Annotated in this window: 15 protein-coding genes; 8 read left to right on the top strand and 7 right to left on the bottom strand. The window is 74.5% G+C overall.

Annotation, left to right across the window (positions count from 1 at the left end; all coding sequences use genetic code 11):
• Window positions 1-23: 23 nt before the first annotated feature.
• Window positions 24-854: a ZIP family metal transporter gene (locus AB0G74_RS21905; RefSeq protein ID WP_361148742.1), complete on the bottom strand. Its 831-nt coding sequence runs from the start codon at window positions 852-854 to the stop codon at window positions 24-26.
• 179 nt (window positions 855-1,033) lie between these two features.
• On the opposite strand from AB0G74_RS21905, the gene AB0G74_RS21900 reads away from it, so the two are divergent.
• From AB0G74_RS21900 to AB0G74_RS21885, 4 genes are all read left to right on the top strand, one after another.
• On the top strand, window positions 1,034-2,524 hold the full coding sequence (locus tag AB0G74_RS21900) for a cobalamin biosynthesis protein (protein ID WP_361148740.1): 1,491 nt from the start codon (window positions 1,034-1,036) through the stop codon (window positions 2,522-2,524).
• A gap of 813 nt (window positions 2,525-3,337) precedes the next feature.
• Window positions 3,338-4,231, top strand: a complete 894-nt coding sequence (locus AB0G74_RS21895) for a CbiX/SirB N-terminal domain-containing protein (RefSeq protein WP_361148738.1) — start codon at window positions 3,338-3,340, stop codon at window positions 4,229-4,231.
• Window positions 4,215-5,285, top strand: a complete 1,071-nt coding sequence (cobC, locus tag AB0G74_RS21890; RefSeq protein WP_361148736.1) for an Rv2231c family pyridoxal phosphate-dependent protein CobC — start codon at window positions 4,215-4,217, stop codon at window positions 5,283-5,285. The genes AB0G74_RS21895 and cobC overlap by 17 nt, the downstream gene beginning before the upstream one ends.
• A 467-nt stretch (window positions 5,286-5,752) precedes the next feature.
• Window positions 5,753-6,043 (top strand): hypothetical protein, encoded by a 291-nt coding sequence (locus tag AB0G74_RS21885; RefSeq protein ID WP_361148734.1) that lies wholly within the window; start codon window positions 5,753-5,755, stop codon window positions 6,041-6,043.
• Window positions 6,044-6,261: 218 nt separating this feature from the next.
• Here AB0G74_RS21885 and AB0G74_RS21880 read toward each other — a convergent pair whose 3' ends face one another.
• Window positions 6,262-10,980, bottom strand: a complete 4,719-nt coding sequence (locus tag AB0G74_RS21880) for a hypothetical protein (RefSeq protein ID WP_361148732.1) — start codon at window positions 10,978-10,980, stop codon at window positions 6,262-6,264.
• Window positions 10,981-11,220: 240 nt separating this feature from the next.
• On the opposite strand from AB0G74_RS21880, the gene AB0G74_RS21875 reads away from it, so the two are divergent.
• Complete coding sequence (locus tag AB0G74_RS21875) at window positions 11,221-11,643, top strand: hypothetical protein (RefSeq protein ID WP_361148730.1); 423 nt, start codon at window positions 11,221-11,223, stop codon at window positions 11,641-11,643.
• A 381-nt stretch (window positions 11,644-12,024) separates the two neighbouring features.
• Here AB0G74_RS21875 and AB0G74_RS21870 read toward each other — a convergent pair whose 3' ends face one another.
• Complete coding sequence (locus tag AB0G74_RS21870) at window positions 12,025-12,888, bottom strand: aminoglycoside phosphotransferase family protein (protein ID WP_361148728.1); 864 nt, start codon at window positions 12,886-12,888, stop codon at window positions 12,025-12,027.
• A 554-nt stretch (window positions 12,889-13,442) separates the two neighbouring features.
• On the opposite strand from AB0G74_RS21870, the gene AB0G74_RS21865 reads away from it, so the two are divergent.
• Complete coding sequence (locus tag AB0G74_RS21865; RefSeq protein WP_361148726.1) at window positions 13,443-14,600, top strand: hypothetical protein; 1,158 nt, start codon at window positions 13,443-13,445, stop codon at window positions 14,598-14,600.
• Here the strand turns inward: AB0G74_RS21865 and AB0G74_RS21860 are convergent.
• Together AB0G74_RS21860 and AB0G74_RS21855 are read right to left on the bottom strand one after the other, a co-directional pair.
• Window positions 14,545-15,327: a GNAT family N-acetyltransferase gene (locus tag AB0G74_RS21860; protein WP_361148724.1), complete on the bottom strand. Its 783-nt coding sequence runs from the start codon at window positions 15,325-15,327 to the stop codon at window positions 14,545-14,547. The two genes, AB0G74_RS21865 and AB0G74_RS21860, sit on opposite strands and share 56 nt — an antisense overlap.
• 2 nt (window positions 15,328-15,329) lie before the next feature.
• Window positions 15,330-16,196: a class I SAM-dependent methyltransferase gene (locus AB0G74_RS21855; RefSeq protein ID WP_361148722.1), complete on the bottom strand. Its 867-nt coding sequence runs from the start codon at window positions 16,194-16,196 to the stop codon at window positions 15,330-15,332.
• 260 nt (window positions 16,197-16,456) lie between these two features.
• Between AB0G74_RS21855 and AB0G74_RS21850 the strand changes: the two genes are divergently transcribed.
• Window positions 16,457-17,929: a N,N-dimethylformamidase beta subunit family domain-containing protein gene (locus AB0G74_RS21850; protein WP_361148720.1), complete on the top strand. Its 1,473-nt coding sequence runs from the start codon at window positions 16,457-16,459 to the stop codon at window positions 17,927-17,929.
• On the opposite strand, the gene AB0G74_RS21845 is transcribed toward AB0G74_RS21850, so the two are convergent.
• Window positions 17,871-18,758, bottom strand: coding sequence for an HAD family hydrolase (locus AB0G74_RS21845; protein ID WP_361148718.1), 888 nt, complete (start codon window positions 18,756-18,758; stop codon window positions 17,871-17,873). The two genes, AB0G74_RS21850 and AB0G74_RS21845, sit on opposite strands and share 59 nt — an antisense overlap.
• A 3-nt stretch (window positions 18,759-18,761) precedes the next feature.
• Window positions 18,762-19,925: a serine/threonine protein kinase gene (locus AB0G74_RS21840; protein ID WP_361148716.1), complete on the bottom strand. Its 1,164-nt coding sequence runs from the start codon at window positions 19,923-19,925 to the stop codon at window positions 18,762-18,764.
• 406 nt (window positions 19,926-20,331) lie between these two features.
• Here AB0G74_RS21840 and AB0G74_RS21835 point away from each other — a divergent pair, with 406 nt between their 5' ends.
• Entirely contained in the window at window positions 20,332-21,636 is a 1,305-nt protein-coding gene (locus AB0G74_RS21835; protein ID WP_361148714.1) for an extracellular solute-binding protein, read from the top strand.
• Window positions 21,637-21,870 lie beyond the last annotated feature (234 nt).

Genomic DNA, 21,870 nt, shown 5'->3' with positions numbered 1-21,870 from the left:
GCGGGGCGGCGGCCGGGGCGGGGTCACTCGCCGAGGCCGACCACCAGCCAGATGAAGCCGACGCCGCCGACCGTGCAGAGCAGGGTGGAGCGAGCGGGGTGGGTGTGGTGCGCCTCGGGCAGGATCTCGGCGGCGGCGAGATAGAGCAGGGCACCGCCGAAGAAGCCGAGATACGCCCCGAGGGCTTCCACGGGGATGGTGAACAGCAGGGTCGACGCCGCGCCGACGACCGGGGCGCACGCGTCGGCGAAGAGCATCGCGAGGGCCTTCTTGCGGGTGTTCCCGTAGGCGCTGGTGAGTGTGTAGGTGTTGAAGCCGTCGGCGAAGTCGTGGGCGACGACGGCGAGCGCGACGGTCAGCCCCATCGCCTCGCCGACCTGGAAGGCGGCGCCGATCGCGATGCCGTCCATCAGGCTGTGCCCCACCATCGCGGCGGCGGCCGTGAGTCCGACCTGGGGTACCCGTGGCCGCCCTCCGGCCGGTGCCAGGGCCGGTGCCGGTGCCGGGGCGACGGCGGTGGCCGCCCCGGGGGCTCCGGGCGCCCCGGGTGTGCCGACGGCCGGGACCGCGACGGTCTCCGTCGCGCCGTGCGAGGCGCTGCGTACCGCGAGAAGGCGTTCCACCAGATGCGCGGCGAGGAAGCCCCCGACGAAGAGCAGCAGCGCCTGGGGGACTCCGAAGACCGGGGGCCCGGTGGCCTCCAGTGCCTCGGGCAGCAGATCGAGACCGACGACCCCGAGCATCAGTCCGCCCGCCAGCCCCAGAACGAGGTGACGGCGGTCGGTGACGCGATGGGCCGCCCAGCCGCCGACCAGCGTCATCAGAAACGCGCCGAGCGCGACGAACACCGCCATGGGCCCTTGCTAGCGGATTGAGCCCCGTCATATCTCCTTCACACCCGTCTCCTTCACCCGATTGCCCGAACACCGGCAGTCGGGACCCGCGTCTGCCGCGAGCCGGGGCCGCCCGCGAGACCGAGTCCGGAGCGGCCGGGGAAGCGCGCGGTGATGACGGCTGGTGGCCGGGGCTGCCCGTGGAGGGCGCGGTCGGTGTCGTGTCCCGGGCCGTCGCCGCCGGATCCCCGGTGGAGTTGCGGTCGGACACCGTACGGCCCCTGCCGCCGCTGCCGCCGCATGTGGCGCCCGGGGCGGCGGGTGCCGCCGGGGTGAGGGGTGTCGCCGTGCTCCGGGTCACCGACCGGCTGGTCGAGCCCGGCCCGGTGACGGCGGTCCTGCGTCCGCCGTCGCTGGTGGTCGGGGTCGGCGCGGCCCGGGGGGTGTCGGCCGACGAGGTGACCGGGCTCGTGCTGGCCGCGCTTCGCGACGCGGGCCTCTCGCCGCTGAGCGTCGCCGAGCTCGTCACCGTGGACACGAAGGCCGCCGAACCGGGCCTGCTCGGCGCGGCGGAGCGGCTGGGGGTGCCGCTGACGGCCTGTCCGGCGGAGCGGCTCGCGCGGATCCCCGTACCGCATCCGTCCGAGGCGGCGCTGAGGGCCGCCAATACCCCGTCGGTGGCGGAGGCCGCGGCCCTGGCGGGCGGCGGGGAACTCCTCGTACCGAAGCGGAAGTCGACGCCCGTGGGGCGGGCGGCGGGGGCGACGTGCGCGGTGGTGCGCCGGGTGCCGCGCGGGCGGCTCGCGGTACTCGGTACGGCTCCGCTCGCCCCGGGCCCCCTCGCCCCCCACCTCGTCGCCGAACTGCGCCGGGCGGCCTTCGTGGTGGGGCCCGGCCGGGCCGCGGACGGGCCGGGCCGGCTGCTGCGGCCCGGTACCCGGTCCCTGTGGTCGGAGTCGGCCGGGGAGCGGATCCGTACGGCGATCGCCCGCGCCGGGGCCGGGGGCGCGGTGGCACTGCTCTGCGACGATACCGAGGACGGCCGTCACGGCTACGAGGGCGGCGGGGGCCGTCCGGCGGGGGCCGCCGCCCCGTTCGGAGCGGCGGCACGGCTCGCCGGGGCCGTCACGGCGGCGGTAGCGGCGGACGAGGGGGCGGCCGATATCGATCTGGTCGTCGTCCCCGGGCCGTTCGGCGCGTACGTCCCTCGGGGCACCGGCTTCGGACCGGGGCGGGAACCCGGGCAACGGCGGGCTTCGGCGGATACACCGAAAACACTGGGAACGCCCAAAACGCCAGTGGCACTGGGAACGCCGCGAACACCGGGTCCGGAACATGTCGTCATCGGGCTGGCCGATCCGTACGCGCCGTCGGCGCCCGTATCCGAACGGCTCCGGGCCGCGGCGGCGACGGATGCCGTGATCACCCTCTACGGCCCGCACCGCCCGGGGGGCCTCGCCGGGACGTGGATATCGGCACTGTCCGTACTCGCGGAGCACCGGCCGCCCGAAACACCGGTGATGATCGTCCGAAATTCGTCGCGACCACATGATTCCGGCCGACTGACCACCTTGGGCCGAGTGGATCCGGCCCGTGTGGACATGATGACCGTCGTGACGGTCGGCAATACGGCCACCCGCACGATCGCGGGCCCCGCGGTGACCCCGCGCGGCCATCGGTGGCAGTCATGACGGCGGACATCCCGCCGCGGAGACCCGGCGCCCCCAGGACGGGGGCGCCCACCGGCGCGCGGTGGCGGTACCCGGGCATCGCCCGGCCGAGACCCGGCCCGTGGACGACGGGCCGGTCCCCCGGGTGTGCCGGGATTCGGCATCGCGGACCGGGGGTGCGGCCCCCTGCCCGACGACGCGGCCCCGGGTGGCCCGGCACCGGTGACACGATTCCATGGACCGGGTTCGCCGGGACACGGCCCCGCTCGCCGAACGCGCGCGCCGGGTACGGCCCCGCCCCGGTGTACGCCGACGCCCTCACCCGGGCGGACGCGTACACCCCGGTCCGGTCCGGCGGGCGTCCCCGCCCGGATCGGCGCGCCCCACGGCATGTCCCCGGTGTGCTCCGGGGGCGGATCCGGAGGGGCGCGGCAGGACGTGCGCGCCCGGGTGCGCCGGGGCGCGGTCGGCGGGCGGAAGCGCCCGGCGCTTGGGGAACCACCGGACGGGTAATCCCCCGGAATCCCCGGACGAGAACGAAGTGCCAAGCCGGGTTCCGTTTTTGGTGTCCGGCATGGGACCGTCGTCCTCCGGCCATGCCGTGGCGGAATCACCCGCCACTCGTCCCCCCACCGTCTCCGCCGACCCCTGTCACCGACACCGTCACCACCCGTACGTCCACCCTCACCCCGGAGTCGTTCTATGAGCCGTGCCGTCCGACCGATCCAGCGGGAGCCCTGTCACACCCCCGGAGCCCGGCGCGGGACCGTCGTATCCGCGTCCGCGCCCTTTCCCCCTGCCGCACCACCCCTTCCCCCTGATCGAGGAGAACGTGTGAACACCCCGCCCGCACCGCTGACAGCCGGTCACGGCGTACGGCACGAGACCGGAGCCACGGAGTCCGGGGGCGCCGTACCGGGCCACGACACCGGCCGGGACCGGGGCACGACCCCGTCCTCCGGTATATCGCCCGGCATATCCACCGGCCCGGAGTCAGGCTCGGAGCCCGGCCCGGAGTCAGGCTCGGAGCCCGGCGGCCGGTCCGGACCGGCCGCCGACCCCGGTCCGGAAGGAGCGGACGCCCCGGCCGCCGCCGTGGAGCGGGCGATCGCCGGGGCGCTCGGCGAGCCCGCCGCGGCCGATCGGTCCGATGTATCGATCCTGCTGATCGGCCCGGGTCCGACCGGCCGGGACGGTCACGCCGGTCCGCTCGCGGCGATCCTGCCGTCGGTACGGAACGGCGGGTTCACGGTGGTCGAGACCGCTTTCGTCTCCCTCGCCGCGCCCGATGTGCCGAGCGGGCTCGACCGCTGTCTGCGCCCGGGGGCGCGCCGGATCGTCGTCGTACCGTACGCGCCCCTCACCGGCGCCCTGCCCGAACGGCTGCGGAAGCAGACGGCGCGCTGGGCCGCGGACCATCCGGAGGTGGCCGTGGTGACGGCCGGGGAGCCGTCCGGACCGGAGGGCGTCACCGGGGACACCGATCGGCACGCCGCGACCGACACCGGGCGGGGTACCGGACGGGACGCCGGGACCGACGCCGTCGAGGACGCCACGGGGAACGTGACGGGCGACATCACGGGGGACATCCGCCCGGCGGCCGGGAAACCGGACCACGCGTCGGGGGCGCACGGACGTACACAGGGTCACGGGGGACGGGACCTCGACGGGGAGCACGGCCCCGGCACGGGACTCGGCCGACACGGCAGCCATGTACACGCCCACTGACCCATTCGACCTGCGCCACCACGGTGACGCGGAGATGCGGGACGCCGCCGCGGGCCTGACCGACCTCGCGGTGAACGTACGGACCGGCACTCCCCCGCCGTGGCTGCGCGAACGGATCGCCGATTCGCTGACGTCCCTCGCGGCCTACCCGGACGGGCGCTCCGCCCGGACGGCCGTAGCCGAACGCCATGGGCTCGCGCCGCGGCGGGTTCTGCTGACGGCCGGCGCGGCGGAGGCGTTCGTACTGATCGCCCGGGTCGCCCGGGAGTTGGGGGTGGAGCGGCCGCTGGTCGTGCATCCCCAGTTCACGGAGCCGGAGGCGGCGCTGCGGGACGCCGGATTCGAGGTGTCCCGGCTGCTGCTGCGCGAGGAGGAGGGCTTCACCCTCGACCCGGCGTCGGTGCCCGAGGACGCGGATCTGGTGGTGATCGGCAATCCGACGAACCCGACGTCCGTCCTCCATCCGGCGTCCGCGATCGCCGCACTGGCCAGGCCCGGCCGACTGCTGGTGGTGGACGAGGCGTTCATGGACGCCGTACCGGACGAGGTCCAGACCCTGGCGGACCGTACCGACGTCCCGGGTCTCGTCGTGCTCCGCAGCCTGACCAAGACCTGGGGGCTCGCGGGGCTGCGGATCGGGTACGTCCTGGCGGAGCCGGAGACGGTACGCGCCCTGGAACGGGCTCAGCCGCTCTGGCCGGTCTCGACCCCGGCGCTCGCGGCGGCGGAGGCGTGTATGGACCCGGCGGCCTTGAAGGAGGCCGAGCAGGCGGCCCGGCGGATCGCGGTCGAACGCGCCCATCTGCTGGCCGGGCTGGCGGAGTTCGAGGAGGTCCGGGTGGTGGCGGCGGCGGAGGCGTCGTTCGTCCTGCTGCACGTCCGGCGGGGCGCGCAGGTACGGGAGCGGCTGCGGCGGCTCGGGTTCGCCACCCGGCGCGGTGACACGTTCCCGGGTCTGGGGCCGGGCTGGATCCGGATCGCGGTCCGGGACCGGGCCACGACGAACCGATTCCTCCAGGCCCTCGATCAGGCGCTGGCGATGGTCGGCCCCTGACCGGACGGCCGGGGCACGGTCGGGGTACGGCGGGCGGCGCCACGGCGGCGCCCGCGCCCGGCCCGGCGTCCGGCGACCGGCATCCGGCCGTCGCACTCGCGGCGGCCGGACGCCGAACCGGATCCCGGCGACCGGTCCGGACCGAGCAGGACACCTCGACACGGCGTCCGTACGGTCCGATCCCGCGCCGACGACTCGTACGCCCCGCACGGCTCGGGCGTCCCCACGGCGCACCACGACTCGCGCGTCCCCGCGACTCGTTCCGTCACGGCCCGTGAGACTCCCACGGCCCGTACGGCTCCCGAGCCCCGGAGGACTCGCCCGTTACGGCGAGCGGACTCCCGGGCCGTACCGGAATGACCGGAGTGCCCCTCGGTGTCTGATACCGCGTCAGCAGGACGTCCGGAGGGTATAGGGAAATCGCCCGGCCGACTCCCGCCGGGGTGTCCCGACCGGAAGGGGCCGGTATGAACCGGAACCGACGTCGTACGCTCGTCGCCGCGGCGGCCGCGCTGTTTCTCGCCGTGGAGGTGACCGTCGTCCAGTTGTATCTGCCACTGGCACAAGGAGTACGGCTGGCCGTCTGCGGAGCGATCGCGGGCGCGACCGCGTTATGGCTCTGGGCCGCGCTCGGTCACCGCTTCGAGGACGACGATTCCTCCTGTCCGAGACCGGAGAGGGGCCCGGGAACGCCCCGCTGCGAAGGCGGCCGGGCCACGGGCGCCCGCGCGCGCGGCCGGGGCACGCCTCTGCCGTAGGCCCGCCCCGGACCGCCGCCCGAGGTGCCGTACGCCTCCTGAGACGTACGGCACCGGAGGCGTACGACCCCTAAACCGCGCGGCCCCGGAAGCGCGCGGCACCCGAAACGGTCAGCCCTGGAATCGGGCAGCCCCGGCGGCGTACGGCCCCTCGGATGTACGCCCCTCCGAGGCGTGCGGACCCCCGAGACGTGCGGCCCCCGGGGCGGGCGGCCCCGTCAGTCGCCGGCCGCCGCGCGGGACGTACCGGCGCAGATGTCGCGGTACGGCGCCCCCGGGATCAGCCGCCGCCATTCGGCGCGGGTCAGCGGGCCGCCCGCGCGTCGGCAGACTTCGGCCGCCGACGCCGCCGTACTGATCGGATAGGCGCGGAGCGGTACCCGGTCGCCCCCGGCGTACAGCACCGTGCCGCCCGGCCCGAACCGCAGATCCACGACGGCGTCCCCCGGTGTCGGCAGCGGCAGTCCGACGGGGCGGCGGGTGGCCACGTCCCAGAGGGTGAGGGTGCCGTCGCCCGAACCGACGGCGAGGGTCCGGGCGTCGGGCGAGAAGGCGAGGGCCGTGACGGACGCGACCGCGGTGGCGGATCCGGTCGCGACCAGCTCCCCCAGCCGACGGCGGAGCCCGCCGTCCCAGAGGGTCACCCGGCCGAAGACGTCCCCGGCGGCCAGCAGGCCGCCGTCGGGGCTGAAGACGGGCAGTACGCCCGATCCGATGTCGCGGGCGCCGGGCAGCGGCGTGCCGGAGGGCAGTCGGCGGCCGTTCCCGGTGGAGTCCGCCAGCCGCCGCCCGTCGGGGGCGACGGCGAGGGCGAAGCCGCCCGCGCCGCCGGGGAGCGCGGCGCGGGGCGCGGGGCGGGCCGGGTCCCACAGATGGAGCGTGTCCTCGCCCCTGGGTCCGGTGCCGGGGACGAGGAGGGCCCGGCCGTCGGGCGCGTAGGTCACCTGGCCCCAGGACAGGGGCGCGAGTACGGGTCCGGCCGTGGCGGTGGTGACGGTGTGCCGGGCCGTGTCCCAGAACCGGACCCGGCGGCTCCGGGTGTCGGGGCCCTCGGGTTCCCGTACTCCGTAGGCGAGGGTCCCGCCGTCGGGCCGGAAGGCGACGAAGGCGGGGCAGCTCGGGTTCCGGGGTACGGCGGTCGTGAGGCACGGCAGGGCCGGTGGCTCGTACCGCTCGCCGGTCCGCAGATCGTGGACGGTGATCCGGACGGTGGCCCGTTCGCCCGCCCCGTCCGGGCCCGCTTCCGGGCCCGCTCCGGATTCCGGTGGCAGTCCCGGGCCCCCGCCGGACGCGACGCCGGACCCGGACGCCGACCCGTGCCCGGACCCGGCAGTGGACCCCGGCGCGGCACCGGAAGCCGACGGCGCGGCACCGGAGGCCGACGCGGCGGCGGGGCCGGTGGTGGCGGTGGCGTAGAGCCGTCCGTCCGGGCTGAACGCGGTCGCCGTCGTGGCCCCGGCCCGCCATCCCCGCGCCATGAGGACGGGCGCCGCGTCCACCGTACGGACGGTGGCCGCCCAGTCGTCGCCCGAGCCGCTGAGATAGCCGAGCCGCCCGCCCGGTCCGAAGCGGAGCTGGGACGCCCGCTCCCCATACAGCGGTCGGCGCAGCACGGGCCGGTTGGGGCGGGCGAGCCGGAACACCGACACGGCCTCGGGATCGGCGACGGCCAGAAACGTGCCGTCGGCGCCGAACCGGATCTCGTCGGCCCCCGGATGCGGTACGGCGGGCCGCTCGGCGCCGGTCGACGTGTCCCAGAGCCGGATCCGGTCGTCGTCGGCGACGGCCAGCGTCCGGCCGTCGGGCGTGAACGCGACCGTCTCCCGGGCGCATTGGGCCGCCGTCGCCTCCGGGGCCCGGGCGAGGGGCCGCCGTCGCCCGGTGGACATATCCCACAGTTCGAGCGGCGCGCCGGGGAGGCAGCGGGCGAGCAGGCGCCCGGTGGGGTCGAGGGTGACGTCCTGGGCGGTGGGGCCGAGGGCCCGGCCCTCGCGGCCGAGCCGCAGCTCCTGGTCGAAGAGGTCGGTGGCGGCCGGGAACGCGCCGTCCGGCGGCCGGGGGGCCGGGACGGGCGGCAGGGCGAGGAGTACGGTGCCGTCCTCGGCGTCCCGGACCACGGCCCGCTGCCGGGGCGGGGCTTCCGTCCGGCCCGACGCGGTCGTTCCGCCGGTCCGGCGGCCGGGCCGGGCGATGTCCTCCGTACCGGTGGCGGGCCCGGCGCCCGCCGGTCCGCCGGTCCGCGCGGCGCCCTCCGGCCGCGCCGGGTCCGGCACGGTCTCGTAGGTGATCAGGGTGCGGCCCCCGGGCCCCTGTTCGGCGCCGCCGTCGGCCGGGTGGGCGGGGCCGCGGAACGTACCGCGCGCCAGGTCCCGGATCCGTACGGTCCGCTCGCCGCCCGGGCCCGTCGCGAACTGCGGCAGCCACTCCGCGTCCGCGCGCGGCGCCGAGACCCTCGACAGGTCGTCGCCGAGGCCCGGCAGGGTACGCAGCCGACGCCCGCTCGCGACATCGATGACGACGACGGCCCGGGCGCCGACGCTGGTCAAGGTGGTGCCGTCGGCGCCGAGATGCCGTACGACACCGTCCCCGCTCTCGGGGTCGGTGAAGGCAGCGGTGTCGGGCTGGGCCGCCGCGCCGAGCAGCGCCGAACGAGTCTCGGGGGTGTCGGCGATCCGCCGGGCGGCCAGCCCGAGGCGCATCGCGGTGACCGGGTCGGAGCGGCGCAGGGACTCGGCGACCCCGGCGACCCGCCGGGCCTCGTCCTCGATCCGGCGGCGTTCGGCGTCCTGCCGCTGCTGGAGGGTGACGAGGCCCGCGACGAGGGCGGTGGCGAGCAGGGCGCACAGGACGGCCAGCCGGAGCCGGGAGCGGCGGCGGACCCGGGTACGGGCCGTCAGGCTGGCGGTGAGGAACGCCGCCTCCCCGGGCGTCAGTTCACCGGGTCGGGAGCGGGCGTCGCCGAAGGACTCGGCGACGGCGGCGAGCCTGACGCCCCGGTAGAGGGCGCCCGGGTCCCGGCCGAGGCCGTGCCAGACGTCGGCGGCGGTGGCGAGGTCCCGGCGGAGGCGGAGCCGGTCCCGGTCCTCGTCGATCCAGCGGCGCAGCCGGGGCCAGGCCGTGAGCAGCGACTCGTGGGCCAGTTGGACGGTGTCGGCCGGGGAGCCGCCGGGCGTACCCGAACCGGCACGGCCACCTCCCCCGCCTCGCTCGTCTCGCCGCTCCGAGCGGTGCGTGCCCTCGTCCGCCGCCGGGGTGTCGAGGGTCAGCAGCCGGGCCCGGGCGAGGCGTTCGAGTACGGCGGCCGACTCCCCCAGGTCGGCGGCGGTCAGCTCGGCCCGGGACGCGGGCCGCCGGGTGTCGCGGCTGCCGTCGGCGCTGTCCGGCGCGGGTGCCACGAGCCGTAACAGCAGCAGCCGGGCGACGGCCCGCTGTCGCGGGGTCAGCTCCGCGTACAGCTCCTCGGCGGTCCCGGCGATGGCGCCGCTCAGCCCTCCGGCGGCGGTGTACGCGGCCTCGGTGAGGGTACGGCCCCGGCGGCGGTGCCAGGTCTCCAGCAGGGCGTGGGACATCAGCGGCAGCCCGCCGGGTTCGTCGGCGATCTCGTCGAGGACCCGGGCCGTCAGACCGCGTTCCACCAGCAGTCCGGCCCGGGCGGCGGGTCCGGTGATCGCCGCGCGCAGTTCGTCCGGGGTCATCGGCGGCAGGGGCAGCGTGTGCTCGGCGGCGGCCTCGGCGAGCGGCCGGTACCGGGCGCAGTGCGGATAGAAGTCGGCGCGTACGGCGATCAGGACGCGGGCCCCGGGCCGCTCGGACCAGGCGAGCAACCGGTCGATGAAGAGGGCGCGTTCGACGGGGTCGGCACAGAGGGTGAAGATCTCCTCGAACTGGTCGACGACGAGCAGCGGCCCGTCCCCGGCTTCGCGGCGCTTCCGTTCGGGCGCGTCCGCGGGGCTCGCCTGGGCGGCGGGGTGGCGCGGGGTCGCCGACTCCGTCGCGGGCGGCGCGGCGACCCCGCGTACGGGGGTGATGACGGGGCCCGCCGCCGTCCGGCCGCTCGCCGGGACGGTGGCGGCGGCGCGACCGCCGGTCCCCGTCGCGGCGGCCGGTCCGGCGGCCCCCGGACCGGTCGGCGCCGTTCCGCGCCGACCGCCGCCGGACCCGGTGGAACCCATCCCCTCGGCCGTGCCCACGGCACCCGTGTCCCCCACGCGCGCGGACACCGCGCCCGTCCCCGGCGCGGAGTCGGCCGGACCCGGCACCCGGGGGTCCCCGTTCGACGACATCGGAACCGGCCCCGGACCCTGCTCCCGCCCCGGGCCCGCCTGAGCGCCGACGGGGCCCGTGTCCCCGGGGCCGTCGGGCGCCGGGGCCGTAAGGCCCGGTACCCGGCCCGGGTGCGCGCCGGGGGTGAGGACCCGGATCGAGGCCGGCCGGTACCCGGCGCCCGGGCCCGTCTCCCGCAGCCGGGGGATCAGTCCGGCCCGCAGCAGCGACGACTTGCCGGACCCCGAGGGACCCACGAGCAGGGTCAGCCGCCGGGCGGCGACGGCCGCGACGAGCCGGTCCGCGACCCGGTCGCGGCCGAAGAACCGGTCGCGGTCGCCGGGCTCGTAGCGCGCGAGCCCCTGGTAGGGCGCGGGTTCGGTACGGGCGTGGACGGCGGCCGCCTCGGTGCGCGCCGCCTCCGCCTCGTACCACCGCCGCTCCCACTCGGCACGGTCGCCGCCGCACGCCTCGGCGTAGGCGAGGGCGACCGGCAGCGACGGCAGCCGGTCACCGGCCGCGGCCTGGGCGAGGGTGGCGGTCGCGAAGTGGGTTCTGCGGGCCAGTTCGCGATAGGTGATCCCGCCCGCTTCGGCGCGCAGCCGCCGCAGTTCGCAGGCGAACCCGGCGACCGGCCCGTCGGCCGGGTCCAGTGGTCTTTCCTTGCGTCCCATCGCCGCGTCCCGTCCCCCGATTGCCTGGTCGTCCGCCGGTCGGCGGCCGGATCAGGGTGGCGGCGGCGCACCCGGCCCGACAAGGGGTTCCGTCGCCGGGCGTGGCGGGGCGAACGGATTGTCCACGGTGATCAGAGGGCCCTCCCGGACAATCCGCCGGGCCGGGAACGTGGCATCGGAGCCCACGACCGGTGGGCACTCGGAGCGATCCGAGGACATCCGGTGAAAGGAAGTCGGACGGTGCGCACAGCACGGAAGCAGAATCGGAATCAGAAGCTCCGCGAGTTCGGGCGGACAACGCTGGCGGCGACGGGGGCGTTCCTCGTGATCGGCGGGCTGGCCGGAGCGGCTCCGGCCGCCGCGGCCCCGGCGACCGCGGGGTACGGCACGCTGGCCAAGTGCGGCAGCAATCCGCCGATCACCATCCCCGGCGGCGAACTCCACTACAGGGTCGACTGCGGGTCGACGATCACCCGGGTGACGGGTTGGTACAAGGACACCAGGGCCGACGGCAAGTGTGTCCGGGTCCGGATCTGGTGGCCGGGCAACCAGGCGTACACCCACGGTCCGAAGGCGTGCCCGGAGGGCAAGGTCGTGGAGTTCGACCACAACGGCAAGACGCACCAGCAGGCGCCGGGCGTGGAGCTGATCTCCATCGGCTGACGCGGGGCCGCGCGCCGTGGGCGGCTCCCGGGGGACCGCCCACGGCCCCTAGGTCGTCTCTTTCGGATCTTGCTGGGGCTCGCGTGCCCTGGCACCGCGCCTCGCCGCGTTGTCGTCAATCACCAATGCTCCGCAGTGGCTCAATCCTCCGCCTTGCGATCCACGGCACCAGACCCCGCTCACTCACCCAGCCTGATCCGAAAGAAACGACCGAGGCGGAAACAGCGGTACGGAACCCGGCGCTCCCGGTCCCGTACCGCCCGCCGTACCCACCCCTCCCCCACCCCGGCGGCCCTTCCCCACTTCCCCGCCCCGCCCCGGTGCCGGGCCCGTGACGCGGTACGGGCCCGGCTCCGGTTCACCGGATCTCGCGGCCGGGCGCTACCGGTAGCCGTCCAGGCCGTCGGCGACCTCCGCGTCGTCGCCGTCCCGCAGGCCGTACAGGGCCTGTTGGAGGGCGAAGGTGGACCGGATCGCGGTGATCCGGTCCGTCGTCGCGCCGTCCGTCCAGCCGCCCAGCTCGCGGACCCGGGCGAGCAGTCCGTCGCCGTAACTCGCCCCGACGGCGGCCAGATCGACGGCGGGATCGCCCAGGGCGACCTCGTCCCAGTCCACGACACCGCTCAGCCTCGGCAGCCCGGCCTCGGTCTCCCACAGCACGTTCTCGCCGCCGAGATCGCCGTGGACCACGGCCCCGTCGAGCGGGGGCAGGGCCTCGGCGGCGGTCAGCTCCCGCTCCGCCCGCGCCCGGCCCGCCGCCGACATCAGCGGGAACAGCGACTCCCGTGTCCCGGCCGCGAACTCCCGCCACTCCCCTTCCTTTACGGGCGGCAGTACGCCCCTGGTACGGGCCTCGGCGCCCGCGTCCCGGAGCCCGGTGAGCAGCTCCGCGTACTGCCGGGCCACCGCGTCGAACGCCGCCGGGGAGCGGAGGACCTCCGCCGCGAGCGGAGCGCCGGGGACCCGGGTCAGGACCAGATACGGCGGTACGTCGCCGTCGCGGGCGACCGGCTCCCCGATCGGGGCCGGGACACGGAAGGCGAACCCGGCGCCGGACAGGGCGCGCAGCACCGCCGCTCGCGCGGGCAGCCGGGCCTCGGCGGGGCCGGTCCTGGCGAAGCAGATCACCCGGTCAGCACCGAGCACGACCCGGTGGAACTGCCCCTCGTGGACGGCGAGCGGTCCGGTCCCTTCCCCGGCCAGCAGTCGGGCCGACAGCGTTCGGTACGGCAGGGGGTCTCCCATGGCGGTGGTGCCTCTCCTCGTCAGTGGTCCTGTCGGCGCCGGGCGCCGGGCCGGTGAACGGGCGGCCGGTGGGGCCGCCGCGGGTCGGGGCGCGGGCTCACCGCCATCCTTCCCCGTGCCCGGCGTCCGGGTCGCGCGGGTTTCCCCGCGCCCGCGCCCGTACCCGTACGCCCCGGCACCGCTCCCGCCTCCGGATCCGTACGCCGCCGGATCCGTACGCCCGGCCCCGGCCGGGACGCGGACCCGGACCTGCCGGTTCCCCTTTCCGTGACTCCGCCCCGGCCGCCACCCGCGCGGCCGTACCGGACCCCCGTCCTCCGCAGAACATCCGCGAGCGCTCCGCACGATCCGCACCCGACGCTTTCCGGCCGTCGTCGGGTCGCCTGCGCCGGTTTCCGGACGTCGTGTGCGCGGGCGCGCGTACCGGCGCGCGATCCGGCCATGATCCGCAAGGACGCGACGGCGCGCCCCACCCCCGGGCGGCGTCCGGGCGGTGCCCGCCCGGACGCCCCGACCACCCCGGATCAACGCCACCGCGCAGGAGGAGCCTTCCGATGTCCACCGCCCGTGCCCGTGTCAGTTCGGCCGTGATGACCCATCCCGTACGCCGTGTTCAGGCCCAGGAGCTGTGCGACCGGCTGGGGCTCGGCGGGCTCGCGGTCGACCCGGAACCGGACGGACCACCGTCGGCGCTGCGGACGGCCCTGGTCGCCTGGTCCCGGGTCGCCGACGGCGCCACCCACCAGCTGATGATCCAGGACGATGTCGCGGCGCCCGACGACTTCGTCGATCTGGTGTCCCACTGCGCCGACCGGTTCCCCGCCGACGCCCTGGCGTACTACACCAACTGGCACGCCCGTAACGGGGCGGCGGCCCGGCTCGCGGCCCTCGCGGGCGCGGGCTGGGTCCGGGCCGTACCGGAGGAGTTCACCCCGACGCTGGCGATCGTGCTGCCGGTCGCGACGGCCGACGCCTTCCGGCGGCACGCGGCCGAGACCGGTGAGCGGCACGACGACGAGGTGATGGCGGGCTTCCTGGCCGGCCGGGGCAGCAGCGCACTGCTCGCGGTGCCGACCGTCACCGAACACACCGGAACCAGCAGCATCAACGGCCACGGCGCCGTCCAGGGCATCCGGCTGGCGGTCTGCCCCACCAGCTCCGAGGACGCCCGGCCGCTGCTGCTGAACGGCTGGGTGCTGGAGCTGGAGCAGCTGGACTGGCTGCCGTACATGCGGTACGGCGAGGGATACGTACGGCTGCCCGGCCAGGAGACCGAGGTCGCGCCGCGGCACCACTTCACCTGGCGGGAGGCGCTGCCCCGGACGGACCTGGGCGAGCACGCGGTCGCGACGGCCCTGAGCACCCTGGACGACCGGGACCGGGAGGACCGGCGGCGGGCCGGGGAGATCTCCAAGCTCTTCGGCGAGTCCTACGCCGACGAACTGTGGATCCACTGCGTACTGCTGGGGCGGCAGGCGCGGCTGACCGCCCGCCGCCACGCGCCCGGGGCCCCCCGTCCGGCGGAGGGCCCCGAGGCGGCGCGGCTGCGGCGGGCGGCCGTGTCCACGGTCGGCCCGGCGGGGCTGCCGCCGGAGCGGCGCCACGAGGCGGGCCGGGGACACACCGGGCTGCTGGCCGACTACGCGTCGGCCGCCGTCAGTCGCGGGGAGGCGCTGGCGGACTCGGCTCCGCCGACCGCAGATCGAAGGTGACCCAGACGGCGGGCTCCCAGTAGACGGCCCGGTCGGCGGCCCGGTCGACCCGGAGGGTGGAGAGACCCTCCGGGAAGATGTGGTCGCCGTCCGCGGGGAAGGCCATCCCCGTCCAGCTCTCCCACTCGGCGATCGTGCCGGAGATCCGGGAGGACCGCTCCATCGCGGTGGTGATCCTGCCGCCGAGCCGTACCTGAGTCCGGATCCACGGGTCGAACGGCTCGCCGTCCTCACGCTTCCAGTGCGCGTACTCCTCGATCGGGGCCAGCGGGTAGCGGTGCTTCCAGATCGGCCGCAGGGGGACGATGAGATCGTCGAACCCGTGGGCCCGGGCCAGATCGGTGAGCTGGGTGAGGAGCGCCCTGGAGTGGCCGCCGCCCTGGTGCGCGGGGGACACCTCGACACCGAGGGCGACCAGGGCGTTCGGGGCGAGCCCCTGGTCGCGGGCGGAGAAGGCGGCGTCGATGGAGTCGTCGAGACCGGAGCCGAGGCCCTCCGGGGTGCCGTCCCAGACCCGGGGCAGGGAGCGGCCCGCGCCCAGGACCGCGTCGCGCTCCTCGTCGTAGAGCACGAACTGGTACTCGCGGAAATCCTCGAAGAGGCGTTTCCAGAAGCCCGGACTGATGTCCCCGTGCAGATTGTATTCGGGGACGACCCCGGCGAACTCCTCGTCAATTCTGTCCCAGAGTTCGGGACGTTCGGAATGCAGAACGAAGCGGGGGCTCACGGCTACTCACTCTCCAGCGGCTTGACGGCTTCCCAGACAATGACGATGGGGAGGTCGCGCCAGGCCGCCCTGGCCGCCTCCGCGATGTATTCCTCGTATCCGCCGGGGGAAAGGCTGCCGTTGAACAGCGGTTCGAAGCAGGCCCGGACCGTGAGTCCGGCGGCGGTGAATGCCCGGAGATAGTCGCTCGCCAGATGGACATGGTTGCGTACGAAGGCCAGGGCGTCGTCGCCCGCGACGAAGTGGCACTGCCCCTGGAGGCTGATCACCATCGGGTGGAGATCGGAGACGATCACCCGGCCGCCGGGGCGGACCACCCGGGCGAGTTCGGCGACGGCGTCGGTGAGATCGGGCAGATGGGTCAGGGCGAGGGTGGAGACGGCGAGGTCGACGGAGGCGTCGTCCACCGGCAGCTTCTCCAGCCTGCCCTGCCGGAAGTCGGCGGCCGGGACCTTGCGCCGGGCCTGTTCCAGCATGTCAGGGGATTGATCGACACCGATGACCCGATAGCCGCGGGCCGCCAGCGCCTCGGTCTGACGGCCGGTGCCGCAGGCCGCGTCGAGCGCCGTACCGGCCGGCCCCTGGTCGTAGAGGCCGTGCACGATCGGCTCCTCGACCTGGATGAAGGAGTTGGGCAGCGAGTCGTAGTGGCCCGCCCAGGCCGCGTATCCGGCACCGAGGTCCAGCTCGTCCACGGACGCGCCGCCGCCCGGCAGCCCCTCTCCCGAACCATGGGCGAATCGCTTGATCTCTTCGACCCGCCGTGCCACGAAGTCGTCGTCCGCATCGACGGCGGTACGCAGCAGCGCCAGCCCCTCGATACCGAGGACGAGTTCCCTCACCCGGAATTCCGATTTCTCCGACGCCATCGCCACCCTCTCCACCGGGGTTTCCGACCGGAAACCCGTTCCTGCCTCACACCCTGCCGACAACCCATCGGCAAGCCGTCCCCGAAGTCGCTTCTCGGCGCTACCCAAGGCCCTCCTCGAACACTCTTGAAACGTTTCAGTTGGCCAAATCCGGCTGGCGAAAGTCCGGTCTTCTTCGAAAGTGTTGTTGCATCCGGCACCTTCTCTTACCATCGGGCGCCGTCGGTCCGCGAAAGACGGGGACTCGACGGGGAGGGACGATGATCGAGGGGTATGCCGGGCGCGAGAGCGTCACGGCGGGCGAGGAGCTGGCGCTCCATGTGTCGACCGATGCCGCCGCCTTCCGGGTCCGGTTCTACCGGCTGGGGCGGGAGCTGGAACTCCTGGCGGAGACGGGGCCGTATCCGGGGGTGCTGACGGAGCCGCCGCCGCATCCCGAGGGGATCCCGGGGTCGGCCTCGCCCTCGGAGGACTGGCACTTCCCGGAGTACCGGGTACCGGTCCCGGCCGGCTGGCGGCCGGGGATCCACCTGGCCCAGTTCGTCGAGGAGGGCACGGCGGAGCCGGTGCCCCGGCTGGGCGACGGGGACATCGAGGGGTTCGCGCGGGAGTTCTTCGTCGTGCGGCCCGCGCGTCCGGGGTCGTACGGCCGGATCCTGTACAAGAAGTCGACGTACACCCGGCACGCCTACAACCGGGGCGACAACGAGGGGATCCCCCGGAACGCCAGCCTGTACGACAATCCGGTCTACGGCACCGGCGGCGACGGGCTGCCCCGGGGCCACCGGCTGAGTCTGCGGCGGGCCGGCGGGGTGATCGACCTCGCCTGGTGGGACGCGCCGTTCATCGCCTGGCTGGAGCGGTCCGGCTATGCCGTCGAGTACTGCACGGACCTCGATCTGCACCGGGACCCGGACCTGCTCGCCCCGTACGACCTGCTGCTGAGCGTCGGTCACGACGAGTACTGGAGTACGGCGATGCGCGACCACACGGACGCGTTTCTGCGCTCGGGCGGCCATGTCGCCTTCCTCAGCGCCAACACCTGCTGGTGGCGGGTGCATCCGGTCGAGGACGACACGGCCTTCGTCTCCGACACCGACCACCATGTGGACGGGGTGTTCCCCCATCTGCCCGCGACGGACCTGTGGTGGGCGCCGCCGCCGGACGGGGTCGGCCGCCCGGAGAACGCGATGACCGGGGTGAGCTTCCGCAACGGCGGGATGTGGCCCGGCGACTGGCCCGGGGACCGGCCGCTGGTGGGCTACCGGGTCCAGCACGCCGGCCACTGGGTCTTCGAGGGCACCGGGCTGCGGGACGGTTCGGACGGCGGCCCGGCGGACTTCCTGGGCGCCGGGACGCCGCTGATCGGATACGAGTGCGACGGCGCGGCCTTCGCGTACGACGACCGGGGGGTCGCCCGCGCGACCGGCGCGGACGGCACCCCCGGCTCGTTCCTGATCCTCGGCCTGTACGAGCTGGACCCGGTCAACGAGGACGTCACCACCATGAAGTGGGGTCACTGGAACTGTCCGGTCCGGGAGCCGGAGCGGACCGGCCCCCGGGCCGCAACCATGGGCGTCCACACGGTGCCCGGCGGCGGAACGGTGTTCACCGCCGGGACGACCGACTGGCCGGTGGTGTGCGGCCGGGAGGAGGATCCGGGCGTGGTCCGGGTCACCCGTAATGTCCTGGACCGGCTGTCCGTTCACCGGGGGGCTCCGTCAGCCGGATGAGTTCGTCCAGTCCGGCGATCCGGGTGGCGCCCGCCGGGAGCGGCGGGGCGTCGCCCACCACCGCCCGGTCGGGGCGGTACAGATGGGCGGCCCGCATGCCCTGGCCCAGCGGGCCGATGACATCGGGCTCCCACATGTCGCCGACGAAGAGGGTCCGGCCGGGGGTCGCCCCGCCTGCCTCGATCGCGGCCCGGTAGATCAGCGGATGCGGTTTGCGCACCCCGGCCCGCGCCGAGCCGATGGCGACGTCGACCACCCCGGCCAGTCCGGTCCCGGCGACGGCCCGGTCCAGATCCCAGTACCAGTTGGAGCAGAGGACGATCCGGATCCCCCGCTCGCGCAGGGCGGCGAGCGGGGCCACGGCGTCCGGGTAGCGCTCCAGGACGAAGGACTTGGTGGCCCGGTCCAGTTCGGCGGCGACCTCCGCCGCCACTGCGGCCGGGACGCCCCGGTCGAGGGCCCGCCGCCGCAGCCGGTCCACCTCCCACGCCCGGTAGACCGCCTCGGAGACGGAGTGCTCCCGGTGGTCCTCGCCGTCCCCGGGGCCGGTCGACCACTGGTCGCCCCAGCGGTCGGCCGCCTCGTGCAGGCCCCGGCCGCGCAGCACCGAGTCATGGCTGGGCGGCAGGGGCGGCACCATGCGGACGAGCGTGCCGTAGAAGTCGAGGACGACCGCCTCGACCGGGCCCCCGGGGTCGCCGGGGCGGGGCGGGTCCGGCAGTACCCCCGTACCGTCCGGTGCCGCGCCGTCCCGTCGTACCGCCGGTTCTTCCGCCGACCGGTCCCGGGGGCCGGGATCCGCCGGCCCGTCCGTCCGCACGGTGCCCATGGGTCAGTACCGCCCGTGCCGGCGCGGGAAGTAGTCCTCGCAGTCACCATCGCGCTCGATGTCGACGGTGGCGCAGTGGAGTCCGCCGCCGAACGGGCCGACGGCCCGGAACGGCACCGGCACGATCTCGAAGCCGTATCCGGCCAGCTGCTCCGAGAGCGCCACCTCCTTCTCCTCGACGCAGAGCGTGTTGGCGTCGAGGTTGAGCATGTTCCCGGCCAGCCACGGCGAGCAGAAGGAGAGCTTCGGCGGGTGGTCCCAGCTCGCGGGCTGGACCGCCTCGATGATCTCCCAGTCGTTGAGCTTGAAGAAGTCCATCAGCTCCGGGTCGGCCAGCCGCTCGCCGCAGTGCAGCACCAGTCCGGGCCGCAGCGGGACCCAGGTGGCGTCGATGTGCAGCGGATGGGTGTTGGTGGAGGTGACGTCGTGCACCCGGTGGTCCGGGAAGTGGCGCTTCAGCCAGTCGAAGCCGCTGCGGTTGGTGACGAAGGAGAGCTGGACGAAGAGGTCCTTGCCGAACCGGGCGACGTCGGCCGCGTCGAAGAGGGGCTCCTCCTCGGTGAGCACCAGGTCGTACTCGCGGACCTTGGCGAGCTGGACCTCGGTCGGCAGCTCGTTGTACGTGTCCCAGAAGTCGGTCCGGTAGCTGGCGTCGGTGAGCCGGGGCTTGGGCGCGGCCTCCCAGCGCATCCGGGGGTCGGCCTTGAACAGGTCCTGGAGCAGGGGCCGGTAGGCCAGGTACTCGTACCAGCGGCTGCGGTACGACATGGTGGCTTCCAGCACCTCGTTGCCGACCGTCAGCAGCAGATCGCGCGGCGGCATACAGCCCGACATGGTCTCCTGGGTCCAGTCCGGAGTGGAGACGGTCTGGTTGAAGTCCAGCGGGGTCGGGCGGTCCACCCGGATGCCCCGCCGGGTCAGCATGGCGGCGAAGTTGTCGAGCTGCTCATTGGCCTCGGCGGTCATGTCCTCCGGCATGGGGCCGTAGGTCCCGAGGGGAAAGCCGTCCTCGGGGAAGTCCCGGCGGACGGCGGGCTCGGGGGCCTGGACCACCGCCGCGTCGGCCCTGCCGACGATGACATGACGCAGCGGGTCCCAGCCGTTCCAGGCGTTGACCCGAACGGGACGTGCGCTGGATTCGCCGGTGGTCGTGCCGTGCTCAGTCACGGGTCACCCTTCGATAGGTGAAGCGGGAGAGTCGATGTGGTGCGCGATGCGCGCGAGAGGGGTACGTGGCGTCGTCGGACGTACCCGGAAGGCCGCGAGCCGGTCGCGGAGATCACGGGAGATCATGAGAAAAATGAGCCAGCGGACACGCCACCGTCAAGGCACCCCCGACCGGCATCCCCCTCATTCACGCCAATCCGACACGCGTTCGGGAAGGGGTTCGGTGCGGGTCTCCCCCCGGTTCCCTTAGCGGCAAAGGCCAGGGCAACGCAGGAACATTTCAAAATACCGTAAACGATCCTGGCCAAAAAGCGCTCCCAGGGTGGTCCGGCGCACTTTGGTGGGTAGATAGGTGCCCGGTTCGGCCACGATCTCAAATGCGCGAAACCTCGAAAGGGGGACCGTCATGCGGCGGCCTCGCTCCCGTACCGTCGTCCGTACCTCGGGCGCCCTGCTGCTCGCACTCGCCGTCACCGCCTGCGACTCCGGCGGATCAGGCGGCTCCGCGGGCGGCGGCGGCGACTCGGGCGAACTGACGGTCTGGCTCACCATCGACGCCCGCGAGAGCTGGCCCGATCTCATCACCCAGACCAACAAGCGGTTCGCCGAGCGATATCCGGACGCCAAGGTCAAAGTCCAGTACCAGCAGTGGACCAGCAAGAATCAGAAGATCGACGCCGCAATCGCCGGACGCGACGTACCAGACGTCGTGGAGATGGGCAATAGCGAAGTCACCAACTACATCATCAATGGCGCGTTCATCCCGGTGGACGAGCGCAAATTCGACCATTCCAAGGACTGGCTGCCGGCGCTCTCGGACGCCTGTCGACTCGACGGGAAGATCTACTGTGTGCCCTACTACGCGGGCGCGCGGATCGGTATCTACCGCAACGATCTGCTGAAGGAGATCGGTGTCGCGAAACCGCCGGCGACCTATCCCGAGTTACTGACGGTTCTGGACAAGATGAAGGCGAAGTTCCACTCCAAGGACAAGAACTTCTCCACGTTCCATATGCCGGGACGGTACTGGTTCGCGGCGATGGCCTACGTCAAGGACGTGGGCGGCGAGATGGCCGTCAAGGAGGGCGACCGCTGGCGGGGCGCGCTCTCCGACCCGAAGTCCGTCGAGGGCCTGAAGCTCTGGAAGAAGTTCCTCGACGACTACTACGTGGGCGACCGGTCGAAGGACAACAGCGACGAACCCGGGGTCGTCGGCCAGGGCAAGACCGGCATGTTCTACGGCAACACGTGGGAGGCCAACGCCGCCGCCGACCCGCGCGCGGGCGGCAACCCGGCGATGAAGGGCAAGTTCGACACCTTCGTCTTCCCCGGCCCCTCCGGAAAGCCGCTGCCGCCCTTCCTCGGCGGCTCCCTGCTCGCCGTCCCGGTCAAGTCAAGCAAGCAGACCATGGCCCAGGAGTGGATCCGGCTCTTCACCGACAAGCAGTCGCAGCGGATGCTGATCAAGGCCGAGACGCTGCCCAACAACACGGTGCAGCTCAAGGAGGTCCCCACCGACGGGATCAACGCCCCCGCCGCCGTGGCCGCGACCCGGGGCTGGGTCACCCCGCTCGCCCCCGGCTGGACGGCCGTGGAGAAGTCCAATGTCCTCCCGGAGATGCTCCAGGCCATCGCGACCGACAAGAAGACGGTCGAGCAGGCGACGAAGGACGCGGACCGCGCCATCGACGCGGTGATCAACGACAACTGACGCGTAGCCCCCGGTAACGCCCGTCTCCCGGCCCCGTATCTCCCCCCGCCCCGGACGGGTCCGCGCCGCGCCGCCCGCATCCTCCCCCGCCGGCCCCGCACCGGTTCCGCGCCCCGCCGCGCGGCCGGTGCGGATGCCGCGCGGCGCGGCGCGCCGGACCGTCCGGTATCAGCGGGCCGGAAGGATCGGAGCCGGGGGCAGCCCGCCGCCGCGCCCGAACCACGGAGGAGACCC

The organism is Streptomyces sp. NPDC020875 (assembly GCF_040641415.1).
GTDB lineage: Bacteria > Actinomycetota > Actinomycetes > Streptomycetales > Streptomycetaceae > Streptomyces.
The sequence above is the reverse complement of the archived record's forward strand: the minus strand, read 5'-3'. Positions and strand labels throughout refer to the sequence as shown.

Excerpts from the sequence above, each read along its gene's own strand:
- AB0G74_RS21865 (WP_361148726.1), top strand. The coding sequence starts at position 13,443 with ATGTCCACCGCCCGTGCCCGTGTCAGTTCGGCCGTGATGACCCATCCC.
- AB0G74_RS21870 (WP_361148728.1), bottom strand. The coding sequence starts at position 12,888 with ATGGGAGACCCCCTGCCGTACCGAACGCTGTCGGCCCGACTGCTGGCC.
- AB0G74_RS21850 (WP_361148720.1), top strand. The coding sequence starts at position 16,457 with ATGATCGAGGGGTATGCCGGGCGCGAGAGCGTCACGGCGGGCGAGGAG.
- AB0G74_RS21855 (WP_361148722.1), bottom strand. The coding sequence starts at position 16,196 with ATGGCGTCGGAGAAATCGGAATTCCGGGTGAGGGAACTCGTCCTCGGT.
- AB0G74_RS21835 (WP_361148714.1), top strand. The coding sequence starts at position 20,332 with ATGCGGCGGCCTCGCTCCCGTACCGTCGTCCGTACCTCGGGCGCCCTG.
- AB0G74_RS21905 (WP_361148742.1), bottom strand. The coding sequence starts at position 854 with ATGGCGGTGTTCGTCGCGCTCGGCGCGTTTCTGATGACGCTGGTCGGC.
- AB0G74_RS21885 (WP_361148734.1), top strand. The coding sequence starts at position 5,753 with ATGAACCGGAACCGACGTCGTACGCTCGTCGCCGCGGCGGCCGCGCTG.
- AB0G74_RS21880 (WP_361148732.1), bottom strand. The coding sequence starts at position 10,980 with ATGGGACGCAAGGAAAGACCACTGGACCCGGCCGACGGGCCGGTCGCC.
- AB0G74_RS21845 (WP_361148718.1), bottom strand. The coding sequence starts at position 18,758 with ATGGGCACCGTGCGGACGGACGGGCCGGCGGATCCCGGCCCCCGGGAC.
- cobC (WP_361148736.1), top strand. The coding sequence starts at position 4,215 with ATGTACACGCCCACTGACCCATTCGACCTGCGCCACCACGGTGACGCG.